Here is a 23,960-nt window from a genome sequence, read left to right on the forward strand (position 1 = left end):
CGACGACCCGGTGCACCTGGAGCGGCTGCTGGCGCTGCGCGCGGTCCACCTGATCGTCGACGGTTACAACGTCACCAAAACCGGTTACTCCGATCTTTCCCTCGCCGACCAGCGCGAACGGCTCATCCGGCAGCTCTCGGCGCTCGCCGCGCGCACCTCCGCGGAGGTCACGCTCGTTTTCGACGGGGCGGGGGTCGTCGTCGTCCCGGTGGCGAAGCCGCGCGGGGTCCGGGTCATGTTCAGCGACCCGGGAGTCCTCGCCGACGACGTCATCCGGTCGCTGGTGGCCGACGAGCCGCGGGGCAGACCGCTGGTCGTGGTCACCTCGGACAAGGCCGTCGCGGACGCGGTGCGCGACCGGGGCGCCTACACGGTGCCCTCGGCCGTGCTGCTGATGCGGCTCGGCCGGGTCTGACAGCGCCGCCGGGCCCGCGGGAGCCGGGCGGCTGGGACAGGGAGGGTCGGGGGAGTGCGCAGCAGGGTGTTCGGCCGGGGTTCCGGGGCGGTCGGGCTGGGGGTGCTGTTGGCGGCGGCGGTGCTGGTGCGCCCGGTCGCGGCCCAGCAGCCCCCGGCGCCGTCGGACCCACCGCAGGTGGAGGCCGGGGTCGCCCCCGGGGCGCCGGTGCCCGACCCCAGGCCCGGCGAGGCGTTCGCCGACCCCAGGGTCGCCGAGTTGCAGCGCACCGCCACCGACGTGCAGCGCGAGCTGGCCGACCTGTCCGACCGGCTGCACGGCGCCGAGCGGGACCTGGCCGCCGCCACCGAGCGGGTGACCGCCGCCCGCGCCGAGCGCGCCGAGGCCGATCGGGTCGTCGCCGCCCAGCAGGGCGAGGTCGACGAGTACTCCAAGGCCCTCTACGCCGCGCTGGCGCAGCCCAGCTCGGTGCAGATGCTGCTCACCGCCACCAGCCCGGAGGACTACCTGCGCGGCAACGACCTGATCGGCCGCATCCGGGCCGACCAGGACTCCCGGCTGGCGGCCTCGGTCCGCAGGCAGCAGGCGGCGCAGCGCGCGGAGGAGTCCGCCGTGGGCGCCGAGCGCTCGGCGGCCGACCGCAAGGCCGACCTCGACCGCAGCAGCGACGACGCGTCGAACCGGGCCGCCGCGGTGTCCTCGGAGCTGCGCGGGCAGGTCGACGACACCAACGCCGCCGTGGTCGCCCAGCAGAAGGCCCAGAAGGAGCGCAACGACAAGACCGCGGCCAACTGGAAGGTCTACACCGACCGGCTCGCCGCCGCCGGGATCACCCCGCCCCGGGCCGCGGCCCTGCGCGACCCGGCGCGGCTGCCCGCCGGTCTGACCCCGCTCGCCGGGTCGGGTGGCGCACCGCAGGCCGGGGTCGCCCAGGCGGTGCCGGCGTCGGGGGAGCGGCTGCTCGTGCTGCCCGCCGAGGCCGTCGGCGCGGTCGACGCCGCGGTGGCCGCCCTGGGCAGGCCGTACGTGCCCGGCAGGGGCGGGGAGGGGCCCACGGCCTACTCCTGCGACGGGCTGGTGCGCTCGGCGTTCGCCGCGGGCGGGATCACCCTGCCCGGGTCGGCGGGGGAGCAGATGGGCGTGCTCGCGCCGGTCGCCCCCGCGGACGCCCAGCCCGGCGACGTGGTGTTCCTCGGCCCCGCCCGGCTCGGGGTGCAGGGCGTGGGGATCGTGCTCGACGGCCGGACCGTGCTCACCGCCGACGCCCGGCTCGCCGGGGTGGTGGTGCAGGACCTGCCCGGCGGCGACACCGTGCTCGGCGTCGGCAGGCCGACCCTGCTCCAGCGGCCCGCGCAGCCGGTGCCGCAGGCCACCGACGGCGGCCTGACCTGGCGCTGCGGCGGTGTGCAGGTGCCTGCCCGGGGCGCGGGCGAGGCGGCGGGCGCCTGGGGCGGCTACCCCAACGGCCTGATCCCGCCCGCCGCGCTGTGCCTGATCGGGTCCGCGTCGCACCTGCTGCGCTGCGACGCCGCGCAGGCCTACCAGGCGCTGTCCTCGGCCTACGCGGCGCGGTTCGGCGGCCCGGTGTGCATCACCGACTCCTACCGCTCCTTCGCCGCCCAGGTGCGCCTCTACCAGGTGAAACCCGCGCTGGCGGCGGTCCCGGGCACCAGCAACCACGGCTGGGGGCTGGCGGTCGACCTGTGCGGCGGCATCCAGTCGTTCGGGTCGGCGCAGTACGCGTGGATGGTGGCCAACGCGCCGCTGTTCGGGTGGTCGAACCCGCAGTGGGCACAACCGGGCCGGGGCCGCGAAGAGCCCTGGCACTGGGAATTCACCGGGGCCTGAAAGCCGCTGTCACCTCCTGTTCGCCCGCAGGTCGGAAGAGTTTTTCGAACGGGTGAGCGAAAAGTGTCGTACCCCTTGCCTAGTGTCGTCGACAGGAGATCAAAAGCACCGGAAGGGGCGATGATGCTCATCGACTGCGACAGCTGCGAGGTCCGCGGCGACGCGTGCAAGGAATGTGTGGTCAGCGTGCTGCTGGGGCCGCCGCCCGGGCTGGAGTTGGACGCCGCGGAACAGCTGGCGATCGACGCCCTGGCGGAGGCGGGCATGGTGCCGAGGCTGCGCCTGATCCCGATCGAGAAATCGGCCTGAACCGGCCCGCGCGGCCCCCGGGGCGGACCCGAACGCGGCGCGGGAAACTCGCGCGCGCCGAGTGGTCGGTTCTGTCGCCGAACGGTTCACGCTTACGAGTGGTGCAGGTGTAGGCGTCGTCACAGGGTGCAATCCTCACTGCTCCGTTGGTGTTTTCGAGCCACCCACACCTGTTTTTCCGCCTAGCTGGTGGACGGCCGGTCCTACTTTTCGTAACCTGTCCGAGATCTCGTGGCGGCAAGCCACCCACCCCGAGGGTGGCACGCGAGATCGCCGCCGATCCGACCCGCTCGTGGGCCGGACCGGATTCCCCCACGGTGGGGTCGTCGAGTGATTCGGAAGTGAGCGGCAATCCCGCTCGCCCCCGACAGGACTGGGTGCGATCTCCAGGCCCGGCACCGGCGGCCCGTCGGCGGTAAGACGGACGAAGGAGTACGCGCGACTGTGTCGTCGCATCGACTCAAACGTGCAGTGCGTGGCGCCATGAGCGTCGCGGCGGTCGTAGCCGTCGTGACCTTCTCCCCGACCCCCGCTCTGGCCCAACCCGCGCAGCCCCCCGCCCCGCCGACCACGGCCTCGGAGGCGCTGCAGCAGTACAACGACGTCGCCAAGCGCGCGGAGCAGGTGAACGAGGACCTGCTCAAGGCCCAGGTCGACCTGCAGGCCCGCAACGCCGACTTCGACAAGGCCAACGCCGACGTGGCCATGGCCGCGGAGACGGAGAAGCAGGCCAAGGCGCTCGAAGAGCAGTTCCGCGGCCAGGTCGACGCGCTGGCCAGCGCCTCCTTCCAGGGCGCCCGGTTCAACAAGATCTCCGCGCTGCTCACCGGCTCCTCGGCCGACGACTTCCTGGAGCGCGCTTCTGCGCTCAACGTGCTGGCCAGCGACAACCAGGACGCCCTGGACAAGTACACCAGGGCCGTCGCCACCGCCACGGACGCGCGCAAGCTCGCCGAGGACGGCCAGCGCCGCGCCGCGGAGGCCAAGGCCGCCGCGGAGAAGCTCACCGCGGACATCAGCAAGACCCAGCAGGACCTCAGGGCCCAGCTCACCACCCTGGAGCAGGCCCGCACCAGGCTCTCGGCCAAGGACAAGTCCGACCTGGTCGGCCCGGTCGACGACGGCGTGTACCTGGCGCCCTCCGGCTCCGGTGCCGCGGGCAGGGCCATGGATGTCGCGCTCGCGCAGCGCGGCAAGCCGTACGTGTGGGGTGCCGAGGGCCCGGGCAGCTTCGACTGCTCCGGTCTGGTGCTCTACGCCTACCGGGCGGCGGGCATCAGCCTGCCGCACTCCAGCCGCGCGCAGTACGGCTACGGCAGGTCGGTCTCGCGCAGCGAGCTGCAGCCCGGTGACCTGCTGTTCTACGGCGGCAGCGTCGGCTCGATCCACCACGTCGCGATGTACATCGGCGGCGGCAAGATCGTGCACGCCTCCACCTCCGGGGTGCCGGTGAAGACCGACTCCATCGAAGGCGGCGGCCGCGACTACCTGGGTGCCAAGCGCATCGTGGGGTGACAACACCGCTGATCGACCCCCGGCTGCTGCGCTCAGCCGGGTGAGCACCGACCGGGACCGGGGCCTGTTGGCTCCGGTCCCGGCTGCGTTCTCCCCGTTCTCCCCTACGATCGCCACGTGCGCAGGGAGCGGGTGCGGGGCTGGCTGGCCGCGGCGGTGGCCGCGACCGCCCTGTTCGGCGTCACCGTCGTCGCACTGCCCGAGCACCCCGCCGACCAGCACGGGCAGGCGGGCCAGGGCAGGCCCATGGGGGCCGTGCAGCCCGCCGCGGGCGCCGCCGACGCCCGCCGCGCCGACGCCGTCGCCGAGCTGCTGGGCAGGCGGGCCGACGCGCTGCTGCGCCGCGACCAGGCCGCCTTCACCGCCACCCTCGACCCGGCCGCCGAACCGGCGTTCCTGGCCGCGCAGCAGGAGTACTTCACCAACCTGGCCGCCGTGCCGCTGGACGCCTGGTCGTACACGGTGCGCGCCGAGGACTCCCTGGACCTGGGCAGCCTGACCGCGCCCGCCGCCGACCCCACCGCGACCGAGCAGTGGGCGCCCGCCGTGGAACTGCACTACGCGCTGCGCGGCATCGACCCGACCCCGACCGACCGGTCCCTTGGCTACCTGTTCGTCCGCCGCGGCGAGCAGTGGTTCCTGCGCTCGGACACCGCGCTGGGCGAGCTGGGCAGGCGCACCTGGCGCGGCCCGTGGGACTTCGGCCCGGTCGTGGTCGCCCCGGCGGCCAACGGGCTGGTCCTGGCCCACCCCGGCAACCAGGCGATGGTCGACCGGCTCGTCCGCGAACTGGACCCGGCGGTCGAGGCGGTCGGCCGGGTCTGGGGCGACCGGTGGCCGCGCCGGGTGGCGCTGCTGCTGCCGGACAGCCCCGCGGAGATGCGCGCACTGGTCGGCCCGGACTTCCCGGTGGAGTCGGTGGTGGCGGTGGCCGTCGCCGACCGGGTCGACACCGCGCGCCGCACCGCCACCGGGCAGCGGGTCGTGCTGAGCCCCACCGGGTCGCGGGCGCTGTCGATCGCCTCGCTGCGGGTGGTGCTGCGGCACGAGATCACCCACGTCGCGGCCCGGGTGGACACCGTCGACGGGTCGCCGATGTGGCTGCTGGAGGGCTTCGCGGACTACGTCGGCTACCGGGAGAGCGGCCTCGGCCTCGCCCAGGGCGCCCCCGACCTGGCCCGCTCGGTGCGCGCGGGTGGGCTGCCGCGGGCGCTGCCGCAGGACCGCGACTTCCGCGAGCGGGACCTGGACCTGGCCTACCAGCGGTCCTGGTCGATCGCCCGGTTCGTCGCCGACCGGTTCGGCGAGCGCGAGCTGGTGCAGCTCTACCGCAGCCTCGCGGGCGCGGGCCCGGTGTCGGCGGGGGAGACCGACGAGCTGCTGCGCGGGGCGATCGGACTGGACCGGGGCGGGCTGCTGCGCGCCTGGCAGGACTACCTGCGCGACGCGCTGCGCTGAACCCCTAGATTGGGTCGGTGCGCAGGACCCTGCTGGTGACCAATGACTTCCCGCCCAGGCCGGGCGGCATCCAGACCTACCTCCACTCGTTCGCCTCCCGGCTGCCCGGCCGCGAACTGGTGGTCTACGCCCCGGCGTGGCGCGGGCACGAGGAGTTCGACGCCGCCCAGCCGTTCACCGTGGTCCGCCACCCCGGCGGTCTGATGCTGCCCACCCCCGCCGTCGCCCGCCGGGCCCGGCAGGTGCTGCGCGCGGAGGGCTGCGACACGGTGTGGTTCGGCGCCGCCGCCCCGCTGGCGCTGCTCGCCCCGGCGCTGCGCGCGGCCGGGGCGCGCCGGGTGGTGGCCAGCACCCACGGCCACGAGGTGGGCTGGTCGATGCTGCCCGCGGCCCGGCAGGCGCTGCGCCGCATCGGGTCCACCACCGACGTGGTCACCTACGTCAGCCGCTACACCCGCGACCGGTTCGCCGCCGCGTTCGGCCGCGCCGCAGCCCTGGAGCTGCTGCCCTCCGGGGTCGACACCGACCTGTACCGCCCCGACCCCGCCGCCCGCGCCGAGATCCGCGCCCGGCACGGCCTCGGCGACCGGCCCACCGTGGTGTGCGTGTCCCGGCTGATGCCGCGCAAGGGCCAGGACTCGCTGATCCGGGCCCTGCCCGCCATCCGCCGCCGGGTGCCCGACGCGGTGCTGCTGCTGGTCGGCGGCGGCCCGTACCGCGCCCGGCTGGCGGCGCTGGCCGAGCAGGTGGGCGTGTCCGGGCACGTCGTGTTCACCGGGTCGGTGTCCTGGGCGGAGCTGCCCGCGCACTACACCGCGGGCGACGTGTTCGCGATGCCCTGCCGCACCCACGGCCGCGGCCTGGACGTGGAGGCGCTGGGCATCGTGTTCCTGGAGGCCGCCGCCACCAGCCTCCCCGTCGTCGCGGGCGACTCCGGCGGTGCCCCCGAAGCGGTCCTGGAGGGCGAGACCGGCCACGTCGTCGACGGCCGCGCGGTCGAGAGGCTCGCCGAGCGGGTGGCCGAACTGCTCGCCGACCCGGAGCGCGCCGCCGCCATGGGCGCGGCGGGGCGGGCGTGGATGGAGAAGGAGTGGAGCTGGGACACCAGGACCCGCCGCCTCACCCGCCTGCTGGACGGCGAGACGACCTACCGCTTCGGCGCCTGAGCCCCGGCCGGGCGCTCAGTCGCCGGCGCCGCCGAGCAGGTTCCGCCTCCCCCAGGCGCCCAGCGGCCCCAGCGCCTCGTTGAGCGACCGGCCCCTGGGCGTCAGGGAGTACTCCACCCGCGGCGGGACCTCGTCGTGGACCCGGCGGTGGACGATGCCGTCGACCTCCAGCTCGCGCAGCTGGGCGGTGAGCACCTTCTCGGTGACCCCGGGGATGCCGCGCCGCAGTTCGCCGAAGCGGGCCGTGCGGTCGTGCAGCTCCCAGAGGATCAACACCTTCCACTTGCCGCCGATCAGGCCGATCGCCGCGTCGATGCCGCAGACGTGGGCCCCCGGCCTGCTGCCCGCCCTGCCCGTGACCGCCACCGGTCCCCCTCACCTGGTCGCTTCCCCCGGGGTGCGCACGCACTTCCGAGTGCGTACTTGATGATCCGCTGCCCCCACCCCGAGTCCAGTGACCATGACCGACAACCCCACGGCGCCGAGCGCCGACCCCACCGGCTTGGCACTGCTCGGCCTCGGTGCGATGGGTACCGCGCTCGCCCGCGCCTGGGTGGCCGCGGGCCACCCGGTGACCGCGTGGAACCGCACCCCGCGCCCCGCCCCACCGGGCACCACCACCGCGCGCACCGCGGCCGAGGCGGTGGCGGCCCACCGGCTCGTGGTCGTCTGCCTGCTCGACGACGCCTCGGTGACCGGGGTCCTCGCCGGGGTCGACCTCGCGGGCCGGGACCTGGTGAACCTGACCACCTCCACCCCCGCGCGGGCCCGCGCCCAGGCCGACGCCGCGAACCTGCGCGGCGCCCGGTTCCTCGACGCCGGGGTGATGGCCGTTCCGCCCATGGTCGGCTCCGGGGACGGGCACGTGTTCTACAGCGGTTCCGCGGAGGTGTTCGAGGCGCACCGCGGCGTGCTGGAGGTGCCGTTGGGCGCGCGGTTCGTGGGCGTCGACCCGGGTGCGGCGGCACTGCACGACGTGGCACTGCTCAGCGCCATGAACGGGATGGTCGCGGGCATCCTGCACGCGTTCGCGCTGATCCGCGGCAGCGGTGTGCGGCCGACCGAACTGGCGCCGCTGCTGGTCGACTGGCTCACCGCGATGGCGGGCACGGCGCACAAGGCCGCCGACCAACTGGAGTCCGGCGACTACCGCCGTGGTGTGGTGTCCTCGTTGGCGATGCAGGTGGCCGGGAACGCCGCCCTGCTGGACACCGCCGCCGAGCAGGGGGTGCGCCCGGACCTGCTGCTGCCGTACTTCGACCTGATGCGCGCGCGGTTGGCAGGCGGGCACGGGGACGAGGACACCACGGGCGTTGTCGAGCTGTTGACTGCCTCGCGTTAGGGGTTGTTCCGGGTGCGTGACTTGAGGGCAGGGCTAGTCGCGCAGGGCGAAGGTTTGTGCGGAGAAGTCTTCCTCCGGCCCCGTTTCTCGACTGTCCACGATGTTCTCTTGGGTGTTGTTCTCTGTGGACGGTGCCCGGTCGGGTGGCGCGGTCAGCCGCTGGAGTTCCGCGGTCAGTTCCGGGCCCGCGACGGGGGAGACGAGGTCCACGCCCGCCGCCAGGGCGGTGTCGGTTGCCTGGTGTATCAGGGTTTCCAGTTCGTGCGTCAGTTCGGGTGCCGTCAGGTGGCGGCAGGCTTCGCCGAGGTCCAGGGCGATGAGCATGCCCGACATGGTCACCGTCACCTCGATGCCGTGCCTGCCACCGGCCCGACCGGTGACGGCGGCGAGGCGGGCCGGGAGGTCGCGGGTGCGGGCGTCGAGGTCTTCGGCCAGGGCGAGCAGGTCGTCGGTCGACAGGTCGTTCACCGCAGCCTCCACGAGTCGGGGGTGGTGGCCTCGACGGCCTCGGTCAGGTCGGTGTCGCCGGTGAGGCCGAGGGCGTTCGCGGCGGCGGTGTCCAGGGCGAACGCGTGCCGGGCCCGCTGGTCGGCCTCGGCGGTGGCGCGGCGGACGAGCCCGAGGAGGGTTTCGGCGAGGGCGGGGCCGCCCCGGCGCAGGGCGGGGGCGTCGATCCGCAGCCCGGCCAGCGCGCCGCCGGGGAAGACCGTGACCTCGACGTCGCGCGTGTGCGCGGAACCGGTGGTGGTCACTTCGGGTGCACCCCGCCGTAGAAGGTGGACGAGGACAGGGTGTGGGTGCGGCGGGCGACCTGGTCGCCGGAGTTGCCCTCGATCATCGTGACGGTGTTGCCCTCGACCTTCTCCACGATGCCGATGTGGGTGCTGGTCGACGGGCTCTGCGGGCCGGTGCCGAACAGCAGCACGTCGCCCGGCCGGGCCTGGTCCAGCGAGCCCTTGCCGTAGGCGGTGCCGTGCTGCTGGCCCCACCTGTAGACATCGCCGGTGAAGGGCAGCAGCGGGATGTTCACCCCGGCCTTGCGCCAAGCCCAGGTGGCGAAGGAGGAGCACCAAGCGGCGCTGGGGCCGTACTTGTTCGCGTTGCCCGCGCCCTCGCGGTAGCCCAGTTGCGACCGGGCGATGGTGGTGATCTCGTGTCCCTTCCCGTTGGCCTTGGTGGAGCCGCGGTCGGGCTTGCTGTCGTCGCGGTCCGGCTTCTTGCCCGCCGCGGACTTCCCGGTCGCGGCGGGAGCGGTCTTGTGCCTGGCCTTCGGGTCCGCGTAGCCGTCGTGCTCGACGGACTTCTCCAGGGCCTTGAGCTTCCTGGCCGCGTCGGTCATCTGCGCCTTCACGGCGGCGAGCTGCTTGGCCGACTCGCCGGTGTAGGCGCGGACCAGGTCGGCGACCTCGCCGACGGCCTTGATGATCGCCGCGCGCTGCCCGGCCCCGGTGACCGCGAGCCCGGCGTCGAGGGTGCGCGCCGCCTTGGTCGTGTACTCGTCGAGCAGCCGCACCACCGCGCCGTGCCCGCCGTCGAGGGCCTGCGCGGTCGAGGCGACGATCGTGGCGCCCTCCGCGGCGGCGGAGCCGGTGGCGCCGAGGGACCGGGTGACCCGGTGGGCGCGCTTGTCGAAGCCGTCGGCGGTCTTGCCCGACCACTGCGCGGACGCGGCCTCGGCGGCGGACCTGTGGCCGCCGTGGTGTTCGGCCAGCAGCTTGTGCGTGGCTTCCAGGGCGGCGTGGGCGCGCTGGGCGTCCTCGGCCTTGCCCGCGAGCCGGTTGCGGTGCTCGACCATCTGCTCGGCGAACTGCCGGGCGATCCTGGTGGTGTCCATCGTGTCCCCCTAACCCAGCAGCCTGGTGAAGTCGGCCGCGATCCCGTCGTCCTCGTGCTGGTAGGCGTCCGCGGTCCTGCCGGTCGCCCGGCCCAGTTTCGCCGCGTTGTCGGCCACGCCGTCGACCTGGGCGCGCAGCGCGGCGGCGAAGCCGGTGAGCGCGGTGGTGAACCCGGAGTCCCGGCCGATCCGGCCGAAGCTGTCGTCGGCGATGCCCCGGATGGAGCCCACCTCCGCGCGGGCCGCCTTGCGCAGCTGCCCGGCCAGGGCGGCGGTGTCGCGGGCGTACTTGTCGAGCGCGACCGCGTCGACCTCGAAGCCCCCGGTCGGGCGGGAACCACCGGGCTTGCCGTCGCGGCCCCTGTCCCTGTCCCGGGGCTTCTTGTCGTCCTTGCCCAGCTCCCGGCTGATCAGCTCGGCCAGCTCGCGCTCGTCCATCCCCGCCTCCGCTCCGGCCCCCTCCGGGCCCGGGCACACCATCGCGCCCGCGCCGGGGTGGCGACCAGGGGCGCTGCACGCCCGGTCACACGCACTGCACAGATGGACGGGCCCCACGGCGTCAGTGCCGGTGCAGCGCTGCCAGGTCGTCGGCGCGGGTCTTGGCGATCACGTCCCGGCGCGGGGTGCCCGTCGGGGTCAGCTCGCCCGCCGCCTCGGTGAAGTCCCCGGCCAGCACGGCGAACGCGGTGATGGACGCCGCCCGGGACACGGTCCGGTTGGCCGCCTCCACGGTGCGCCGCAGCGCCGCCCGCAGGTCCGGGTCGGTCGCCACGTCGACCTCGGCCCTGCCCGCGCGCGCGGCCCAGTCGGCCAGCCCGGCCTCGGCGACGGTGATCAGCGCGACCACGTGCGGCGGCCGGTCGCCGAGCACCACGCAGTGCGAGACCAGCGAGTCGCGCCGCACCCGGTCCTCCAGGGCGCTCGGGACCAGCGCGCGGCCGTCGGCGGTGGTGATCGCGTCCCGGCGCCTGCCGCTGATCCGCAGGTAGCCGTCCGCGTCGAGCGAGCCCAGGTCACCGGTGTGCAGCCAGCCGTCGACCAGCGCCTCCGCGGTGGCGGCCTCGTCGCGCCAGTAGCCGCGGAACAGGGCGTCGCCGCGCAGCAGCACCTCGCCCACCCCGTCCACCGGCTCGTCGATCCGGACGTCGACCCCGGGCAGCGGCCTGCCCACCGTGCCCGCGCGGAACCGGGACTCGGTGTTCACGCACACCAGGCCCGCCGACTCGGTCAGCCCGTAGCCGGAGTGCACCGGGATGCCCGCGCCGCGGAAGAAGTGGGCCAGCCGGGCGTCCAGCGCGCCGCCGTGGCACAGCGCCGCCACGCACCGCCCGCCCAGCTCCGCGTGCAGCTCCCGGCCCAGCACCCGGGCCGCCAGCAGCCGCCGCGCCCGCAGCGCCGTGGACGCCCCGCCCGTGGACAGCGCCACCGAGTACCGCACGGCGACGCCCTCGGCCAGGTCGAACAGGCCCGCCCGGTCGTGCGCCGCCGCCCGCCGCCGGGCCGTGGCGCGCACCCGCTCGAACACCCTGGGCGTGGCCGCGACGAACGTCGGCCGGAAGGTGGCCAGGTCCGAGGCGTGGTCCCCGCTGTCGGGCAGGTGCCCGAGCGTGGTCCTGGTGTAGACGCAGGCCAGCGTCACCACCCGGGCGGGCACCGCGGCCTGCGACAGCGACTGGAGCATCGAGTTCCCCGGGCGCAGCAGCGAGGGAAAGGCGCCGACCAGGGCGCGCACCTGCGTCAGCAGCGCCCGGTGGGTCAGCTCCACGCCCTTGGGGCGACCGGTGGTGCCCGCCGTGTAGGCCACGGCCGCCAGGTCCGCCGAGCCCACCGCGAGCCTGCGCCGGTGCACCTCCGCGTCCGGCACCCCGGCACCGAGTGCTACCAGCTCGTCCAGCGCGGGCGCGGACTCCGCGGGCACCTCGTCCGGGCCGGGGTCCACCCGCCACACCCGGGTCAGCTCGGGGAGCCGGTCGACGACGCCCTCCACCACCCGCCGGTGCTCGTCGTCCTCGACCACCACCGCCCTGGCGCCGCTGTCGCGCAGCAGCCAGGCCACCTGCTCGGCCGAGGAGGTCTCCGGCACCGCCACGGCGACGCAGCCCGCCGCCCACACCGCCAGGTCGACCAGCGTCCACTCGTAGCGCACCCGCGACAGCAGCGCGACCCGGTCGCCGGGGGCCAGCCCGGCGGCGACGAGGCCCTTGGCCAGCGCGAGCACCTGCGCGGCGAAGTCCCTGGTGGTGACGTCGAGCCAGGAGCCGTCGACGCGGCGCCGGAACCCGATCACGTCGGCGAAGCGCTCGGCGTTGGCCCACACCATGTCGGCGAGGCTCTCCTGCTCGGCGACCACCTCGGTCGCGGGAACACCCGACTCCCGCACGCGGACCTCCCCTGAGCCCTGGCCTGGGAAACTGCGCACCCAAACCTAGACCCGCCCCGGGTGGGGGCACACCCGGCCCCGTGCGAAGCTGGCCCGGTGCCCCAAGTCGACGTCCTGGACGAGACCTTCATCGTGGCGCCGCCGCGGACCGTGGCCGCCGCCTTCGCCGACCCGGCCGCGTGGCGCCGGTTCTGGCCCGACCTGGTGCTTCAGGTCTACGCCGACCGCGGTGCCGAGGGGTTGCGCTGGACCGTGCGCGGGGCGCTGACCGGCACCATGGAGGTCTGGCTGGAGCAGGTCCTCGACGGCACCGTCGTGCACTACTTCCTGCGCGCCGACCCGCCCGAGCCCGTCGCCCCCCGCGTCGCGCAGAAGGAGCGGCACGCCCGCCAGGTGACCGCCAAGTCGGTCGCGCTCGGCCTCAAGGCCGCCCTGGAGGACGGTCGTGCGCCGGGGACCGCCCCGGTCCCCGCGTAGGGTTGGCCCGTGCGTGTTCATGTGGTGTCCGACGTGCACGGCAACGCCGAGGCGCTGGCCCGCGCCTGCGACGGCGCCGACGCGCTGGTCGTGCTCGGTGACCTGATCGACTTCGTCGACTACCACGACCACGGCGGCGGGATCATGGGCCGCATCTTCGGCGCGGAGAAGGTCGGCGTCTACGCCGACCTGCGCCGCGAGCGCTCGCACCTCGCCGCCACCACCTACGCCAGGGAGCTGTGGGCGGGGCTGGTCGACCCGGGGTCCCGCGTCGACGAGGCGATCCGCGAGCAGTACGCGGAGCTGTTCGCGGCGATGACCGTGCCCACCTACGCCACCCCCGGCAACGTCGACACCCCGGACCTGTGGCCGGAGTTCGCCCGCGACGGCCTGCGGATGCTCGACGGCGAGGTGGCCGAGCTGGGCGGGCTGCGGTTCGGCTTCGTCGGCGGGACCGTGCTGCCCGAGGGCGTCGAGCCCCGCCGCGGCGGGGCGTTCCGGGCGTACCTGCGCAGCCAGGAGGACTTCGGCACGTCGGTGGCGAAGCTCGACGAGGTCGACGTGCTGTGCACGCACGTGCCGCCGGACCTGCCCGAGCTGACCTACGACGTGGTGGCCCGGCGCGCGGAACTGGGGTCGGCGGCGCTGGTGGGACTGATCCGCGAGCAGCGGCCGCGGCTGGCGCTGTTCGGGCACGTGCACCAGCCGCTGGCGCCGCGGCTGCGGTTCGGGCGCACGGAATGTGTGAACGTGGGCCACTTCCAGCGGACCGGTCGCCCGTACGTGTTGCGCTGGTGAGTGTTGTGGACAGCCTCCGGCCGGGGTCGCGCTGACCGGGTAGCCTCCCAGCATGGCCGATGAGTCCACCCAGTCCATCACCGTCGACGCGCCCGCGGAGGCGATCATGGCGGTGATCGCGGACTTCGCGGCGTACCCGCAGTGGGCCAACGCGGTCAAGAGCGCCGAGGTCCGGTCCACCGACGCGCGGGGCCGCGGCGCGGAGGTGGCGTTCACCCTCGACGCGGGCCCGTTCAAGGACGAGTACACCCTCGGCTACGACTGGGCCGACGACGGCCTGAGCGTGAGCTGGTCGCTGGTCGAGGGGCAGATGCAGCGCGCGCAGAAGGGCAGCTACGTGCTCCGCCCGCACGGCGGGTCCACTGAGGTGGTCTACACCCTGTCGGTGCAGCTCGCGGTGCCGATGATCGGCCTGTTCCGGCGCAAGGCGGAGAAGATGATCATGGACACCGCGCTCAAGGAGCTCAAGCGCCGCGTCGAGCGGGGCTGAGCGGCGGCCAGTGCGGATCCTCCTGTTCACCGGCAAGGGCGGCGTCGGCAAGACGACCCTCGCCGCCGCCACCGCGGCCCGGCTCGCCGCCCGCGGCACCAAGACGCTGGTCGTGTCCACCGACCCGGCGCACTCGCTGGCGGACGCCTACGCCACCCCGCTGGGCCCGGAACCCTCCGAAGTGGACGCGGCGCTGTTCGCCGCGCACGTCGACGCCAGGGTGCTCGCCGACCGCTCCTGGCCCGAGCTGCGCATCGCCCTGCGCACCCTGCTGGCCCGCACCGGCCTCGACGCCCTCGACGCCGAGGAGCTGACGGTCCTGCCGGGGGTCGACGAACTGCTCGCCCTCACCGAGGTCGCCCGCCTCGCCCAGGCGGGCCCGTGGGAGGTCGTGGTCGTCGACTGCGGCCCCACCGCCGAGACGCTGCGCCTGCTGTCGCTGCCCGAGGCGGTCGCCGGGTACCTCGACCGCGCCTTCGGCGGCGCCAGGGGCGTGCTCGCAGGCGGCCTGCTCGGCGGCGAGGCCCGTGCGGCCACCGACTCCATCCGCGCCCTGGCCCGGCACCTGTCCGGCCTGCGCGCCCTGCTGACCGACCCGACGACGACGTCCGTGCGCCTGGTGCTGACCCCGGAGCGCCTCGTCGTGGCCGAGACCCGGCGCACCCTCGGCGCCCTCGCCCTGCGCGGCGTGCACGTCGACGCCCTGGTCGCCAACCGCCTGGTGCCCAGGGCCAGCCGCTGGCGCGGCCCGGCGGCGTCCTGGCTGCGGGTGCGCCGCGGCGAGCAGGACGGGGTGCTCGCCGAACTGGAGGCCTCCTGCACCCTGACCGTGCACCGGGTCGAACACCGCGCGGCCGAACCCGTCGGCCCTGCCGCCCTCCTGGCCGTGGCCGACGACCTCTACGGGGAGGCCGACCCGCTCGCCATCGGCGCCCCGCCGGGCACCCCGCTGCTCGACGTCACCGCGGACGGCGACGACCTGCTGCTGACGATCGCCCTCCCGCTCACCGACCACGCCGACCTCGACCTGGCCCGGGTCGGCGACGACCTCGCCGTCACCGTGGACGGCACCCGCAGGCTCGTCGCCCTCCCGCCGCTGCTGCGCCGCCGCTCGGTCGTCGACGCCGAGGCGGGTGCCACCGGCCTGGTCCTGCGGTTCGCCCAGACCACCGAGGCGGGGGAGGAGCACCCGTGACCACCGCCCAGGACCCCGGCAGCCGACTGGCCGACGAGGTCACCCTGCTGCTCGCCGCCGTCGCCGACCGCGCGGGCCCGTGGCTCGACCGGGTGTCCACCAGCACCCACGACGAGCACGAGCCGCCCGCCGGGTCGTGCACGTCGTGCCCGGTCTGCGCCTTCCTGGCCCTGATCCGCGGCGAACCGAACGCCCTGGCCGCCGCCACCCTGGACCGCCTGGCCGACGTGGTCGCCCTGCTGCGGGCGGTCCTCGCCGACCGGTGGGAACCCGGCGCCCCGCACATGCCCGGCTTCCGCCCGGACCCGCCACCGCGCCCGACCTCGACCAGGGTCCAGCACATCCCGGTCCGCCGGAAGGCACCCGCCCCCAGGTGAGGACCATCGGCGTCGACGTCGGCGGCACCAGCGTCCGCGCCGGGGTGGTCGACGAGCACGGAACCGTCCTGGACACCGCCCGCGGCACCACCCCACCCGGTGAGGCGGCGCTGGAGGACGCCATCTGCGCTGTCGTGTCGGAACTGCTGGGCAGGCACCGGGTGAGCGCCGTCGGCCTCGCGGTCGCGGGTTTCATCGCCAACGACCGCCGCACGGTCCTGTTCGCACCCCACCTGGCCTGGCGCTCGGCCCCCGTCGCCGACCGCATCTCCGCCCGCCTGGGCCTGCCGGTCGTCCTCGAACACGACGCCAACGCGGCGGGCCTGGCCGAGCACCGCTTCGGCGCCCTGCGCGGCGTCGGGGTCGGCCTCCTGCTGGCCCTCGGCACCGGCATCGGCGCGGCCCTGCTGGTGGACGGCGAGCTGTACCGCGGTGCCCACGGCGTGGCCCCCGAACTGGGCCACCTGTGCCTGGTCCCCGGCGGTCGCCCCTGCGAGTGCGGCAAGTCGGGCTGCTGGGAGCGCTACTGCAGCGGGACCGCCCTCGCCGCCACCGCGACGGACCTGCTGGCCAGGGCGGGCACCCACTCGCCCATCCTGTCGCGGGAAGCCGCCCGCGACCCCGGCGCCATCACCGGCCGCGCGGTCGCCGCCGCCGCCCGCGAGGGCGACCCGGTCGCCACCGCCGCCATGTCCGCCCTGGCAGGCTGGCTGGCCACCGGCCTCTCCCTGGTCGCCGACGTCTACGACCCGGAACTGGTCGTCCTGGGCGGCGGCCTCTCCGAATCGGCCCCCCTCTTCCTGGACGAGGCGAGGGACCGCTACCACCACCTGATCACCGGAGCCGGCCACCGCCCCCCGCTGCGCCTCCGCACCGCCCACCACGCCGACGACGCGGGCCTGATCGGCGCGGCGACCCTCGCCGCCACCCATTCGTGAACCCCTGAGCCATCCACAGCCCGTCCGGTTGTCCACAGGCAAGATCCACATCTCCTTGCCCGACGCCCTCCGCCGGTAGAATGGACCTGGGCACGGCCCCCTGGGTGCGGTGGGGTGTGGGTGCGGTGGGGTGTGGGTGCGGTGGGGTGTGGGTGCGGTGGGGTGTGGGTGCGGTGGGGTGTGGGTGCGGTGGGGTGTGGGTGCGGTGGGGGCCGGAGAGCGAGGAACGCCAGGCCCACCTGAAAGCGCAGCCCCCGTACGTCCGGCGCCCATGGCCGCACTGAACCCGAGGCACCGCCACCACGCCACGAGCCACCTGCCCCCCACGAGCGAAGCCCCCATGGCCTAGACGAGTAATGCGTAAGTGGGGGTGGTGTCCGGAGACGGACGAAGGGTGTTCAAGATCAGTTTGTGACGACCGACCTGAACACCCTTCTCACCGCACTCTACGTCAAGATCGACGATCACCTCGCCGGTAGGTGGCGGATGGGCAGACCGCCGAAGCTGACCGACGCGGAGTTGGTGACCCTGGCCGTGGGTCAGGCGCTGCTGGGGTTCACCTCCGAGGCCCGGTGGCTGCGGTTCCTGCCCGTCCGGATGCCCGGCGCGTTCCGCCACCTGCCGGGCCAGTCGGGCTACAACCGCCGCCTGCGCGCCGCATTACCGCTGGTCAAGGAGGTCATGCGCATGTTGGCGGCGGACACCGACCTATGGACCGACAGCACCTGGATCGTCGACTCCACCCCGGTCGAATGCGGCCGCTCCCTGCCCACCGTAAAGCGCTCGGAGTTGGCCGGTTGGGCGAAATACGGCTTCTGTCGATCCCACTCCCGCTGGTTCTGGGGACTGCGGCTGCACCTGGTCTGCACCCCCGCCGGGTTGCCGCTCACCTGGGCGTTGGCCGATCCGAAGATCGACGAGCGGCAGGTGCTCATGGCGATCTGCGACCACGAACCCCACCTGCTCACCGAACGCCCCGGACTGCTGATCATCGCCGACAAGGGCTATGTCTCCCGCGAACTCGACCACTACCTCGCCGAGCGCGGCGTCCGGCTGATCCGACCTTCCTACCGCAACCGGACCCCGCATCCCGGCGAGCCGCTGCTCAAGTCCGTCCGCCAGCTCATCGAGTCGGTCAATGACACGCTCAAAGGCCAGTTGAACCTGGAACAGCACGGCGGACGCACCATCGAGGGCGTCGGAGTCCGCATCGCCCAAAGCCTCCTGGCCCTCACCGCCGCCATCTGGCACAACCGCGCCACCAGCCAGCCCATCACCCGGTCTCTGACCGCCTATGACCACTGACCGAGTTACGCATTACTCGTCTAGGGGAGGGGCCCGAACTTGTCCTGGCCGTCGTTAGCTCTTCGATCCCGGTGTCAAGGGTGGCCGTAGGCCATCGGCGAAGCCGACGCGAAGCGCCCTTGACGCCGGGATCGAAGAGTTAAATGATCACGGCCATCCAGGTCGGGCTCTTGTTCTTGACCGTTGCCGCGAGCGGCTGGTGTGCCATGGCCATCCAGGTCGGGCTCTTGTTCTTGACCGTTGCCGCGAGCGGCTGGTGTGCCATGGCCATCCAGGTCGGGCTCTTGTTCTTGACCGTTGCCGCGAGCAACCGGTCTGCCATGGCCACCCAGGCCGAGCCTTTGCTTTGACCAATGCCGCAAGCGCGGTCCCGGCACGCAGTCCGAGCCCTTGCCGCCGACCACGACTGGTGTGCCGGAGCTGTCCAGCTCAGCCTCTCATCGCCCGCTGCGAGCCACAGCCCCGCTCAAGCCCAGCAGCCCGATGCCCGCCCTGCCACGAACGGGCAGCAGCCCCCTCAGACCTGCGCGCCGCTGTCCCCGTCGTCCCGGGGCGTCTTCCGCGCCCGCATCAGCAGCGTCCCCACGCCCAGCGCCACGCACATCAGCCCCACCGGCGTCCACGCCGTCGGCAGCACGGTCGCGGCCAGCACCAGCAGCGCCACCCCGGCCGCGATCGCCACGAACGCCGCGATGGTCAGCCCGTGCGGTCGGGGCAGCGGCGGTGGTTCCGGGGGTTCGTAGTGCTCGTCGGCGTTGTCGTTCGCCCAGTCGATGTCCGTCTCGTGGTTGCGCCACGTCGAGGCCACCGGCGGTGACGGCGGTGGTGGCGGTGGGGCGGCGGCGGGTTCGTCGCCCCCCTCGGACCGGTCGCGCTTGACCTCGGCCTCGGAGGGCAGGGACAGGCCCACGCCCTCGCGCCGCAGGTCGGCGACGATCTCCGCGAAGGCGGCGTCCACGTCCTCGGGACCGTCGCCGGGCCGTCCCTTCACACCCGATCCCCCGCCCGCTCGGCACGCACCCGCCGGATGAACTCGACGCTCCGGGCGAAGATGACCGGCGCGTCGTGGTCCAGCGTGGCCACGTGGTGGCTGTTGTCCAGCACGACCTCGGTGACGTCGGTGCTGGAGACCTCGGCGAGCACGATGGCCGAGTTCTCGGGCTCGACCACGTGGTCGACCGCCGAGTGCAGCACCAGCACCGGTTGGGTGACCTTCGGCAGGTCCCGGCGCACCGTCCCCCATAGCTTGGCGAGGCTGGCGAGCGCGCGCAATGGGGTCCGCCCGTAGGCGTGCTCACTCACGCCCGGCTTGGCGATGTCGTCGCTGATGGGCGCCACGGACCGCACGACCCGCGACAGCAGCGGGACGAACTTCACCTCTTTGCGCAGCGTCATCACCGACGGGTTCACCAGGGCCAGCCCGGCGACGTCGGGGTGCTCCTGGGCCAGCCGCAGGGCCAGCGCGCCGCCCATCGACAGGCCGAACACGAACACGGTGTCGCACCGCGCGCGCAGGTCCGCCAGCGCGGACTCCAGCTCCCCGTACCACTGCGGCCACCCGGTGCGGTTCATCTCGCGCCAGTCGGTGCCGTGGCCGGGCAGCAGCGGCAGCCGCACGCTGTACCCCTCGGCGACCAGGTGGTCGGCCCAGGGGCGCATGCTGAACGGTGATCCGGTGAAGCCGTGGCTGAGCAGCACGCCGACGTCCGTGGAACCATCGTGGGTGAAACTCTCCGCACCTGCGATCGCGGGCACCCCGCCTCCTAAGATCAGCCTGGCGAGCATGGGCTGTGGCCATCGTCGCACGAACACGGGCGGGTGTGCGCACGGCCACGTCGGGTATCCCGCCGTCGTGTGCTCCGATGACCTGGGCATCTCGTCGGTGGTGTTCGGCGTTACGTGGTGCACGTGTCGTTGTGCGCGTCAGGGCGCGTTCGTACGCTCGTGATGGGGGATCGATCAGTCGGGGATTGACGGAGAACGGGAGAACTGGTGCTGTACTGGTGGATGAAGCACGTCTTTCTGGGACCGCTGCTGCACCTGTTCTTCCGGCCCAGGATCGAGGGGGCGGAGAACATCCCGGCCGAGGGCGGGGCGCTGCTGGCCAGCAACCACCTCGCCGTGTCCGACTCGTTCTTCCTGCCGCTGATGGTCGACCGGCGGGTGACGTTCCCGGCGAAGATGGAGTACTTCACCGAGGGCGGGCTCAAGGGCCGGTTCAAGCGCTGGTTCTTCACCGGCATGGGCCAGATCCCCATCGACCGCTCCGGCGGCTCCGCCGCGCAGGCCGCCCTGGACACGGGGGTGCGGCTGCTGCGCGAGGGGAAGCTCATGGGGATCTACCCCGAGGGCACCCGGTCGCCGGACGGGCGCCTGTACAAGGGCAAGACCGGCATCGCCCGGATCGCGTTGCAGGCGGGTGTGCCGGTGATCCCGGTCATCATGATCGGCACCGACAAGGCCAACCCGATCGGGTCGAAGATGTGGAAGCCCACCCCCATCCGGATCAAGGTCGGCAAGCCGCTGGACTTCTCCCGCTACGAGGGCCTGGAGGGCGACCGGTTCGTCGAGCGCTCGATCACCGACGAGGTCATGTACGCCCTGATGGAGCTGTCCGGGCAGGAGTACGTGGACGTCTACGCCGCCAAGGCCAAGGAGCGCCCCGCGGCGGTGGAGATCCCCGAGCAGGGGTCCGCGCGGACCGTCGACCGCGTGCCGGAGACCGAGGCGGGCTGACTAGGCTGGGCGGATGCGTTTCTTCTACGACACCGAGTTCATCGAGGACGGGCTGACCATCGACCTGGTGTCGATCGGTGTCGTGGACGAGGACGGCCGCGAGTACTACGCGGTGTCCACCGAGTTCGACCCGGCCAAGGCCGGGCCGTGGGTGCGGGCGAACGTGCTGGACAAGCTCCCGTCGCCCGCGGACAAGGCGTGGCGGGGCCGGGAGGAGATCCGGCGGACGCTGCTGGAGTTCCTCACCCCGCCGCACGCGCGGGACAAGGTCGAGCTGTGGGCGTGGTTCGCCGCCTACGACCACGTGGCGCTGGGGCAGCTCTGGGGCGCGATGCCCGCGCTGCCCAGGGTGCTGCCGCGGTTCACCCGCGACCTGCGGCAGCGGTGGGAGGACGTGGGCAAGCCCGCGCTGCCCACCGCCCCGGCGGACGCGCACGACGCGCTGGCCGACGCCCGGCACAACCTGTCGCGGTGGCGCGTGATCGACGAGGTGTGGCGCAAGAAGATGGCGTGATCTCCCGCTGAGCGTTTCCGGGAGTGCGTTTCCGGCTGCCGCGCCGAGAAGTCGGAGCTCTACGCGGGCGTGCTCACCCGGCGGTCCTGCTTGGTTTCCCGGCGTTGCGGGTGCGGCGGCGTCGGGGTGCGGCGGCGGGTTCCGGTGACCACGGGCAGGGAGGGGCTGCTCCGCTGCCCCTTCGGCAGCGCGTGGGCCGCTCTCCTGCGCCTGGGCTTGTGGGTGCGGCTCTTGCGCCCCGCTTCGCGCAGGGCGTCCCACAGGAGGAACGCGACCAGGGTGACGCCGAAGACCGGCAGCAGCCACCCCAACAGGGCGCACACCAGCACCAGCGGCACCAGGACGTGCTTGGGCAGCTTCGCCAGCGCCCTCGGTGGCGCGGGGGCGGGTTTGCGCTGGCGCCACATCCGGTAGCCCATGGCGAGCACGGCCAGGATCGCCAGCGCCAGGAAGATCAGCAGAAGCTGGTTGGCCACCCCGAACAGCAGACCGTGGTGGGCGGCCACCGCCAGCAGTCGCAATTGGCCTGCGAGTGGGTAGTCCGCGAAGTGCTGGACCCCTACCGCCACGCCCCGGTACTGGTCGATGAGGACGACGCCCTTGCGTATGGGGAGCCCCGGCGAGGACTCGGCCACCTTGAACGGTTCGTCGTAGGCGCGCGGCGGGGTGAGGGTCAGGTCGCCGGTGAGACCGGAGTCGTGGGCGACGCGCACGATGGTGTCGAGGTCCACCGGGCCGGGGGAGCCGGGGACGACGTCCTGGTGGACCACCGCTCCCGGTTTGGTGCCCAGGGCGGTCTGGACGCGCTCGCCCGCGGTCATGGCCCGGGTCAGGCCGGAGAAGTTGATGACCAGCAGGCCGACCACGACCACCACGCCCAGCAGCCCGTGCCAGGCGCGGATGCGGATCTTCGGGTTGGTCGCCCTCAACCGCTGCCTGCGCTTCTTGGGGCCCAGCACCCAGAGCAGGACGCCGAACAGCATCACCGCGGGCAGCCAGCTCACGGCGAACTCCGCGTACAGCCTGCCGGGTTCGCCCAGGTGCAGGTTGGTGTGCAACTGGCCCAGCCACGCCTGGACCGGGGCGCGGCCGTCGACGGTGGGGTAGTCGCCGGTGACGACCGCCGTGTACGGGTCCACGTGCACCGCCAGCGCCCGGGGCTCCGGGATGCCCGGGTCGGCCAGGACCACCTGCGTGGTGCGCTCGGGGTCCTCGAAGACGGTCACCTGCCGGACCGAGTCCTGCGGGTGGGCCGCCAGCGCCGCGCGCACCTGGGTGCTCAGGGGGACGGGTTCGCGGGAGGCGTCGTGGACGAAAAGCTGGTTCGCGTAGAGGGTGTTGCTGAGCTGGGGGGCGCAGGCGTAGCAGAGGCCGGTGAGCGCCAGGAGGAACAGGAAGGGGGCGATGGCCAGACCCGCGAGGTAGTGCACTCTGCGGGAGAGCAGGAGGACCGCGGTCCGCGTGGAGCGCGCACGGGTCATCGCCGGACCCTTTCTCGTGGAGAGTTGAGCCGAAGGGCCCTGATGAGCCGAAAGGACGGCCCGGCGGCGGGTGTGGCGGGCCGCCGGGCCGTGGGACGGTGACCGTCAGGGACGGTCAGGTGGTGCGGGGTGTTCGGTGCTCGCTGCCCGGGTCCCCGTGGGGGATCAGGCCTTCTCGTCGACGAACGCGACCATGATCGACATGGCGTGCTCGTCGGCCATGTGGGTGTGGTAGACGCTGTCGAGGTGCAGCGTCTCGCCCTTCTCGACGCGGCCCAGGTCCTGCCCCAGGCACTTGCTCATCGTGTCGATGTGGCCGAGGTAGGAGGGGTCGTTGTCGTAGCCCGCGGTCGAGGTGCAGATCTGCTGACCGGTGGTGGCGTTGCTCAGGGTGATGCTCTCGCCACCGTCGTGCTGGTGGCCGCCCGCGCCGACGAAGGTGCCCTTGATCGTCGACGTCCAGTCCCAGGTGGTGGTGGACGGACCCTCGGGGACCGCGTGCTCGGACAGGCCGCAGTTGTCCGCGTCCAGCCAGACCGGGGTGGCCTCCTTCATGCCCGGGGTGTTGTCCGGGACGGTCTCCAGGTCGACCGTGATGATGACCTCCTTCTGCTGGTGCGACATGCTCATCAGCTCGATCATCATGTAGGTCAGCGGCAGGAAGCCGAGCTTCACGCCGTAGCCGTCGGGCAGGGTGCCGCCGGTGCGCTCGTTGCCGGAGGCGAAGATGCGCCGACCGGCCATGCCCGGCCAGCCGCCGGGGCAGGTGACGTCGGACCGGGAGCGGTCGAAGAACACCGTGTGGTGCAGCATGACGTCGGAGTCGTAGTTGGCGTTGCTGCCGTCCGGGAACTTCATGTCCGGCTTGATGCCCCGGATGTAGCAGTTGTTGCACGGCGGCAGCATGATCGCCATGCTGCGGGTCATCGCCCCGTGGTGGCCCCCGGGGTCGTTCGGGCCGTGCATGGTGCCCACGTCACCGGCGGTGCCGGGGTGCTCGTGGTCGTCGCCGTCCTCGGGCATCGGTGCCAGGCTGATCGGACCGATCTTGACGGTGGTGGTCTTCGTGCCGTCCGCCGCGGTCTTCACGCCCAGGACCTTCGTGGGCGAGCTGACCTCCTTGGCCAGCGGCTGGCCGTTGGAGCCCAGCGCGGTGAACGCCTTGGGCGCGGCGGCGGGGGCGGCCTGGCCCGCGCCTGCGCTGCCCGAGGCGACGATGAGTGACGCGCCGACCGCGACGGCGGCCAGCACCGCCAGCACGCCCTTCCGTCGCCCGAATTTTCTCTGGCGCACCAGAGTCTCCTTTCCCCGGAATAACCCTTACTTTTTCGGAAATTACAGAGTAATCCCCGTGCCACACAAGGAGGGTGGTGGAAACTCGT

General features: G+C 73.6%; 27 protein-coding genes. 16 read left to right on the top strand and 11 right to left on the bottom strand.

Annotated features, from left to right (window positions below; genetic code table 11):
* From L6E12_RS20565 to L6E12_RS20590, 6 genes are all read left to right on the top strand, one after another.
* Positions 1-415, top strand: a 415-nt coding sequence (locus L6E12_RS20565) for an NYN domain-containing protein (protein WP_236229554.1), incomplete at its 5' end; no start/stop codon positions are given.
* 54 nt (positions 416-469) lie between these two features.
* Positions 470-2,263, top strand: coding sequence for a D-alanyl-D-alanine carboxypeptidase family protein (locus L6E12_RS20570; protein WP_236229555.1), 1,794 nt, complete (start codon positions 470-472; stop codon positions 2,261-2,263).
* Between the two features lie 120 nt (positions 2,264-2,383).
* Complete coding sequence (locus L6E12_RS20575; protein WP_374201918.1) at positions 2,384-2,572, top strand: hypothetical protein; 189 nt, start codon at positions 2,384-2,386, stop codon at positions 2,570-2,572.
* Positions 2,573-3,055: 483 nt separating this feature from the next.
* On the top strand, positions 3,056-4,087 hold the full coding sequence (locus L6E12_RS20580; protein WP_236229556.1) for a C40 family peptidase: 1,032 nt from the start codon (positions 3,056-3,058) through the stop codon (positions 4,085-4,087).
* Between the two features lie 117 nt (positions 4,088-4,204).
* A complete protein-coding gene (locus L6E12_RS20585) occupies positions 4,205-5,545 on the top strand; it encodes a hypothetical protein (protein WP_236229557.1) in 1,341 nt (446 codons plus the stop codon).
* Positions 5,546-5,562: 17 nt separating this feature from the next.
* A complete protein-coding gene (locus L6E12_RS20590; protein WP_236229558.1) occupies positions 5,563-6,711 on the top strand; it encodes a glycosyltransferase family 4 protein in 1,149 nt (382 codons plus the stop codon).
* Positions 6,712-6,726: 15 nt separating this feature from the next.
* On the opposite strand, the gene L6E12_RS20595 is transcribed toward L6E12_RS20590, so the two are convergent.
* Entirely contained in the window at positions 6,727-7,077 is a 351-nt protein-coding gene (locus L6E12_RS20595; protein WP_308075098.1) for a helix-turn-helix domain-containing protein, read from the bottom strand.
* A gap of 94 nt (positions 7,078-7,171) precedes the next feature.
* On the opposite strand from L6E12_RS20595, the gene L6E12_RS20600 reads away from it, so the two are divergent.
* Positions 7,172-8,053, top strand: coding sequence for an NAD(P)-dependent oxidoreductase (locus L6E12_RS20600; protein ID WP_236229618.1), 882 nt, complete (start codon positions 7,172-7,174; stop codon positions 8,051-8,053).
* Between the two features lie 33 nt (positions 8,054-8,086).
* Here the strand turns inward: L6E12_RS20600 and L6E12_RS20605 are convergent, their stop codons facing one another.
* The 5 genes from L6E12_RS20605 to L6E12_RS20625 all read right to left on the bottom strand — a co-directional run bounded on the left by L6E12_RS20605 (position 8,087) and on the right by L6E12_RS20625 (position 12,267).
* Positions 8,087-8,521: a hypothetical protein gene (locus L6E12_RS20605; protein ID WP_236229559.1), complete on the bottom strand. Its 435-nt coding sequence runs from the start codon at positions 8,519-8,521 to the stop codon at positions 8,087-8,089.
* Positions 8,518-8,805: a YbaB/EbfC family DNA-binding protein gene (locus tag L6E12_RS20610; RefSeq protein WP_236229560.1), complete on the bottom strand. Its 288-nt coding sequence runs from the start codon at positions 8,803-8,805 to the stop codon at positions 8,518-8,520. Before L6E12_RS20610 ends, L6E12_RS20605 begins: the two co-directional genes overlap by 4 nt.
* Complete coding sequence (locus tag L6E12_RS20615; RefSeq protein ID WP_236229561.1) at positions 8,802-9,887, bottom strand: CHAP domain-containing protein; 1,086 nt, start codon at positions 9,885-9,887, stop codon at positions 8,802-8,804. Before L6E12_RS20615 ends, L6E12_RS20610 begins: the two co-directional genes overlap by 4 nt.
* A gap of 9 nt (positions 9,888-9,896) precedes the next feature.
* Positions 9,897-10,325, bottom strand: coding sequence for a type VII secretion target (locus L6E12_RS20620; protein WP_236229562.1), 429 nt, complete (start codon positions 10,323-10,325; stop codon positions 9,897-9,899).
* 121 nt (positions 10,326-10,446) lie between these two features.
* Positions 10,447-12,267 (bottom strand): long-chain fatty acid--CoA ligase, encoded by a 1,821-nt coding sequence (locus L6E12_RS20625; protein ID WP_236229563.1) that lies wholly within the window; start codon positions 12,265-12,267, stop codon positions 10,447-10,449.
* A gap of 96 nt (positions 12,268-12,363) precedes the next feature.
* Between L6E12_RS20625 and L6E12_RS20630 the strand changes: the two genes are divergently transcribed.
* The 7 genes from L6E12_RS20630 to L6E12_RS20660 all read left to right on the top strand — a co-directional run bounded on the left by L6E12_RS20630 (position 12,364) and on the right by L6E12_RS20660 (position 17,847).
* Positions 12,364-12,744, top strand: coding sequence for a polyketide cyclase / dehydrase and lipid transport (locus tag L6E12_RS20630; RefSeq protein WP_236229564.1), 381 nt, complete (start codon positions 12,364-12,366; stop codon positions 12,742-12,744).
* Positions 12,745-12,753: 9 nt separating this feature from the next.
* The gene (locus L6E12_RS20635) at positions 12,754-13,542 is read left to right on the top strand and encodes a metallophosphoesterase (RefSeq protein WP_236229565.1); all 789 of its coding nucleotides are present in this window, start codon (positions 12,754-12,756) and stop codon (positions 13,540-13,542) included.
* Positions 13,543-13,594: 52 nt separating this feature from the next.
* Complete coding sequence (locus tag L6E12_RS20640) at positions 13,595-14,032, top strand: SRPBCC family protein (protein WP_236229566.1); 438 nt, start codon at positions 13,595-13,597, stop codon at positions 14,030-14,032.
* A gap of 10 nt (positions 14,033-14,042) precedes the next feature.
* Entirely contained in the window at positions 14,043-15,227 is a 1,185-nt protein-coding gene (locus tag L6E12_RS20645) for an ArsA family ATPase (protein ID WP_236229567.1), read from the top strand.
* Positions 15,224-15,604 (top strand): hypothetical protein, encoded by a 381-nt coding sequence (locus L6E12_RS20650; RefSeq protein ID WP_236229568.1) that lies wholly within the window; start codon positions 15,224-15,226, stop codon positions 15,602-15,604. Before L6E12_RS20645 ends, L6E12_RS20650 begins: the two co-directional genes overlap by 4 nt.
* Positions 15,601-16,542, top strand: coding sequence for an ROK family protein (locus L6E12_RS20655; protein WP_236229569.1), 942 nt, complete (start codon positions 15,601-15,603; stop codon positions 16,540-16,542). The genes L6E12_RS20650 and L6E12_RS20655 overlap by 4 nt, the downstream gene beginning before the upstream one ends.
* Before the next feature lie 411 nt (positions 16,543-16,953).
* Complete coding sequence (locus L6E12_RS20660; protein WP_236229570.1) at positions 16,954-17,847, top strand: IS982 family transposase; 894 nt, start codon at positions 16,954-16,956, stop codon at positions 17,845-17,847.
* A gap of 139 nt (positions 17,848-17,986) precedes the next feature.
* Here L6E12_RS20660 and L6E12_RS20665 read toward each other — a convergent pair whose 3' ends face one another.
* The 3 genes from L6E12_RS20665 to L6E12_RS20675 form a co-directional block, all read right to left on the bottom strand.
* Positions 17,987-18,175 carry a hypothetical protein gene (locus tag L6E12_RS20665; RefSeq protein WP_236229571.1) on the bottom strand — a complete coding sequence of 63 codons (189 nt, stop codon included), beginning with the start codon at positions 18,173-18,175 and terminating at the stop codon, positions 17,987-17,989.
* 189 nt (positions 18,176-18,364) lie between these two features.
* On the bottom strand, positions 18,365-18,838 hold the full coding sequence (locus L6E12_RS20670) for a hypothetical protein (RefSeq protein WP_236229572.1): 474 nt from the start codon (positions 18,836-18,838) through the stop codon (positions 18,365-18,367).
* Complete coding sequence (locus L6E12_RS20675; protein WP_236229573.1) at positions 18,835-19,602, bottom strand: carboxylesterase; 768 nt, start codon at positions 19,600-19,602, stop codon at positions 18,835-18,837. Before L6E12_RS20675 ends, L6E12_RS20670 begins: the two co-directional genes overlap by 4 nt.
* A 237-nt stretch (positions 19,603-19,839) precedes the next feature.
* On the opposite strand from L6E12_RS20675, the gene L6E12_RS20680 reads away from it, so the two are divergent.
* Both L6E12_RS20680 and L6E12_RS20685 read left to right on the top strand, forming a co-directional pair.
* A complete protein-coding gene (locus L6E12_RS20680) occupies positions 19,840-20,583 on the top strand; it encodes a 1-acyl-sn-glycerol-3-phosphate acyltransferase (protein ID WP_236229574.1) in 744 nt (247 codons plus the stop codon).
* Between the two features lie 13 nt (positions 20,584-20,596).
* Complete coding sequence (locus L6E12_RS20685; RefSeq protein ID WP_236229575.1) at positions 20,597-21,097, top strand: polyadenylate-specific 3'-exoribonuclease AS; 501 nt, start codon at positions 20,597-20,599, stop codon at positions 21,095-21,097.
* A 59-nt stretch (positions 21,098-21,156) separates the two neighbouring features.
* On the opposite strand, the gene L6E12_RS20690 is transcribed toward L6E12_RS20685, so the two are convergent.
* Together L6E12_RS20690 and L6E12_RS20695 are read right to left on the bottom strand one after the other, a co-directional pair.
* Entirely contained in the window at positions 21,157-22,578 is a 1,422-nt protein-coding gene (locus tag L6E12_RS20690) for a PepSY domain-containing protein (RefSeq protein WP_236229576.1), read from the bottom strand.
* 165 nt (positions 22,579-22,743) lie between these two features.
* The gene (locus tag L6E12_RS20695; RefSeq protein ID WP_236229577.1) at positions 22,744-23,871 is read right to left on the bottom strand and encodes a hypothetical protein; all 1,128 of its coding nucleotides are present in this window, start codon (positions 23,869-23,871) and stop codon (positions 22,744-22,746) included.
* Positions 23,872-23,960: the final 89 nt, after the last annotated feature.

Origin of the sequence: Actinokineospora sp. PR83 (assembly GCF_021056305.1) — a bacterium.
GTDB classification, from domain to species: domain Bacteria; phylum Actinomycetota; class Actinomycetes; order Mycobacteriales; family Pseudonocardiaceae; genus Actinokineospora; species Actinokineospora spheciospongiae.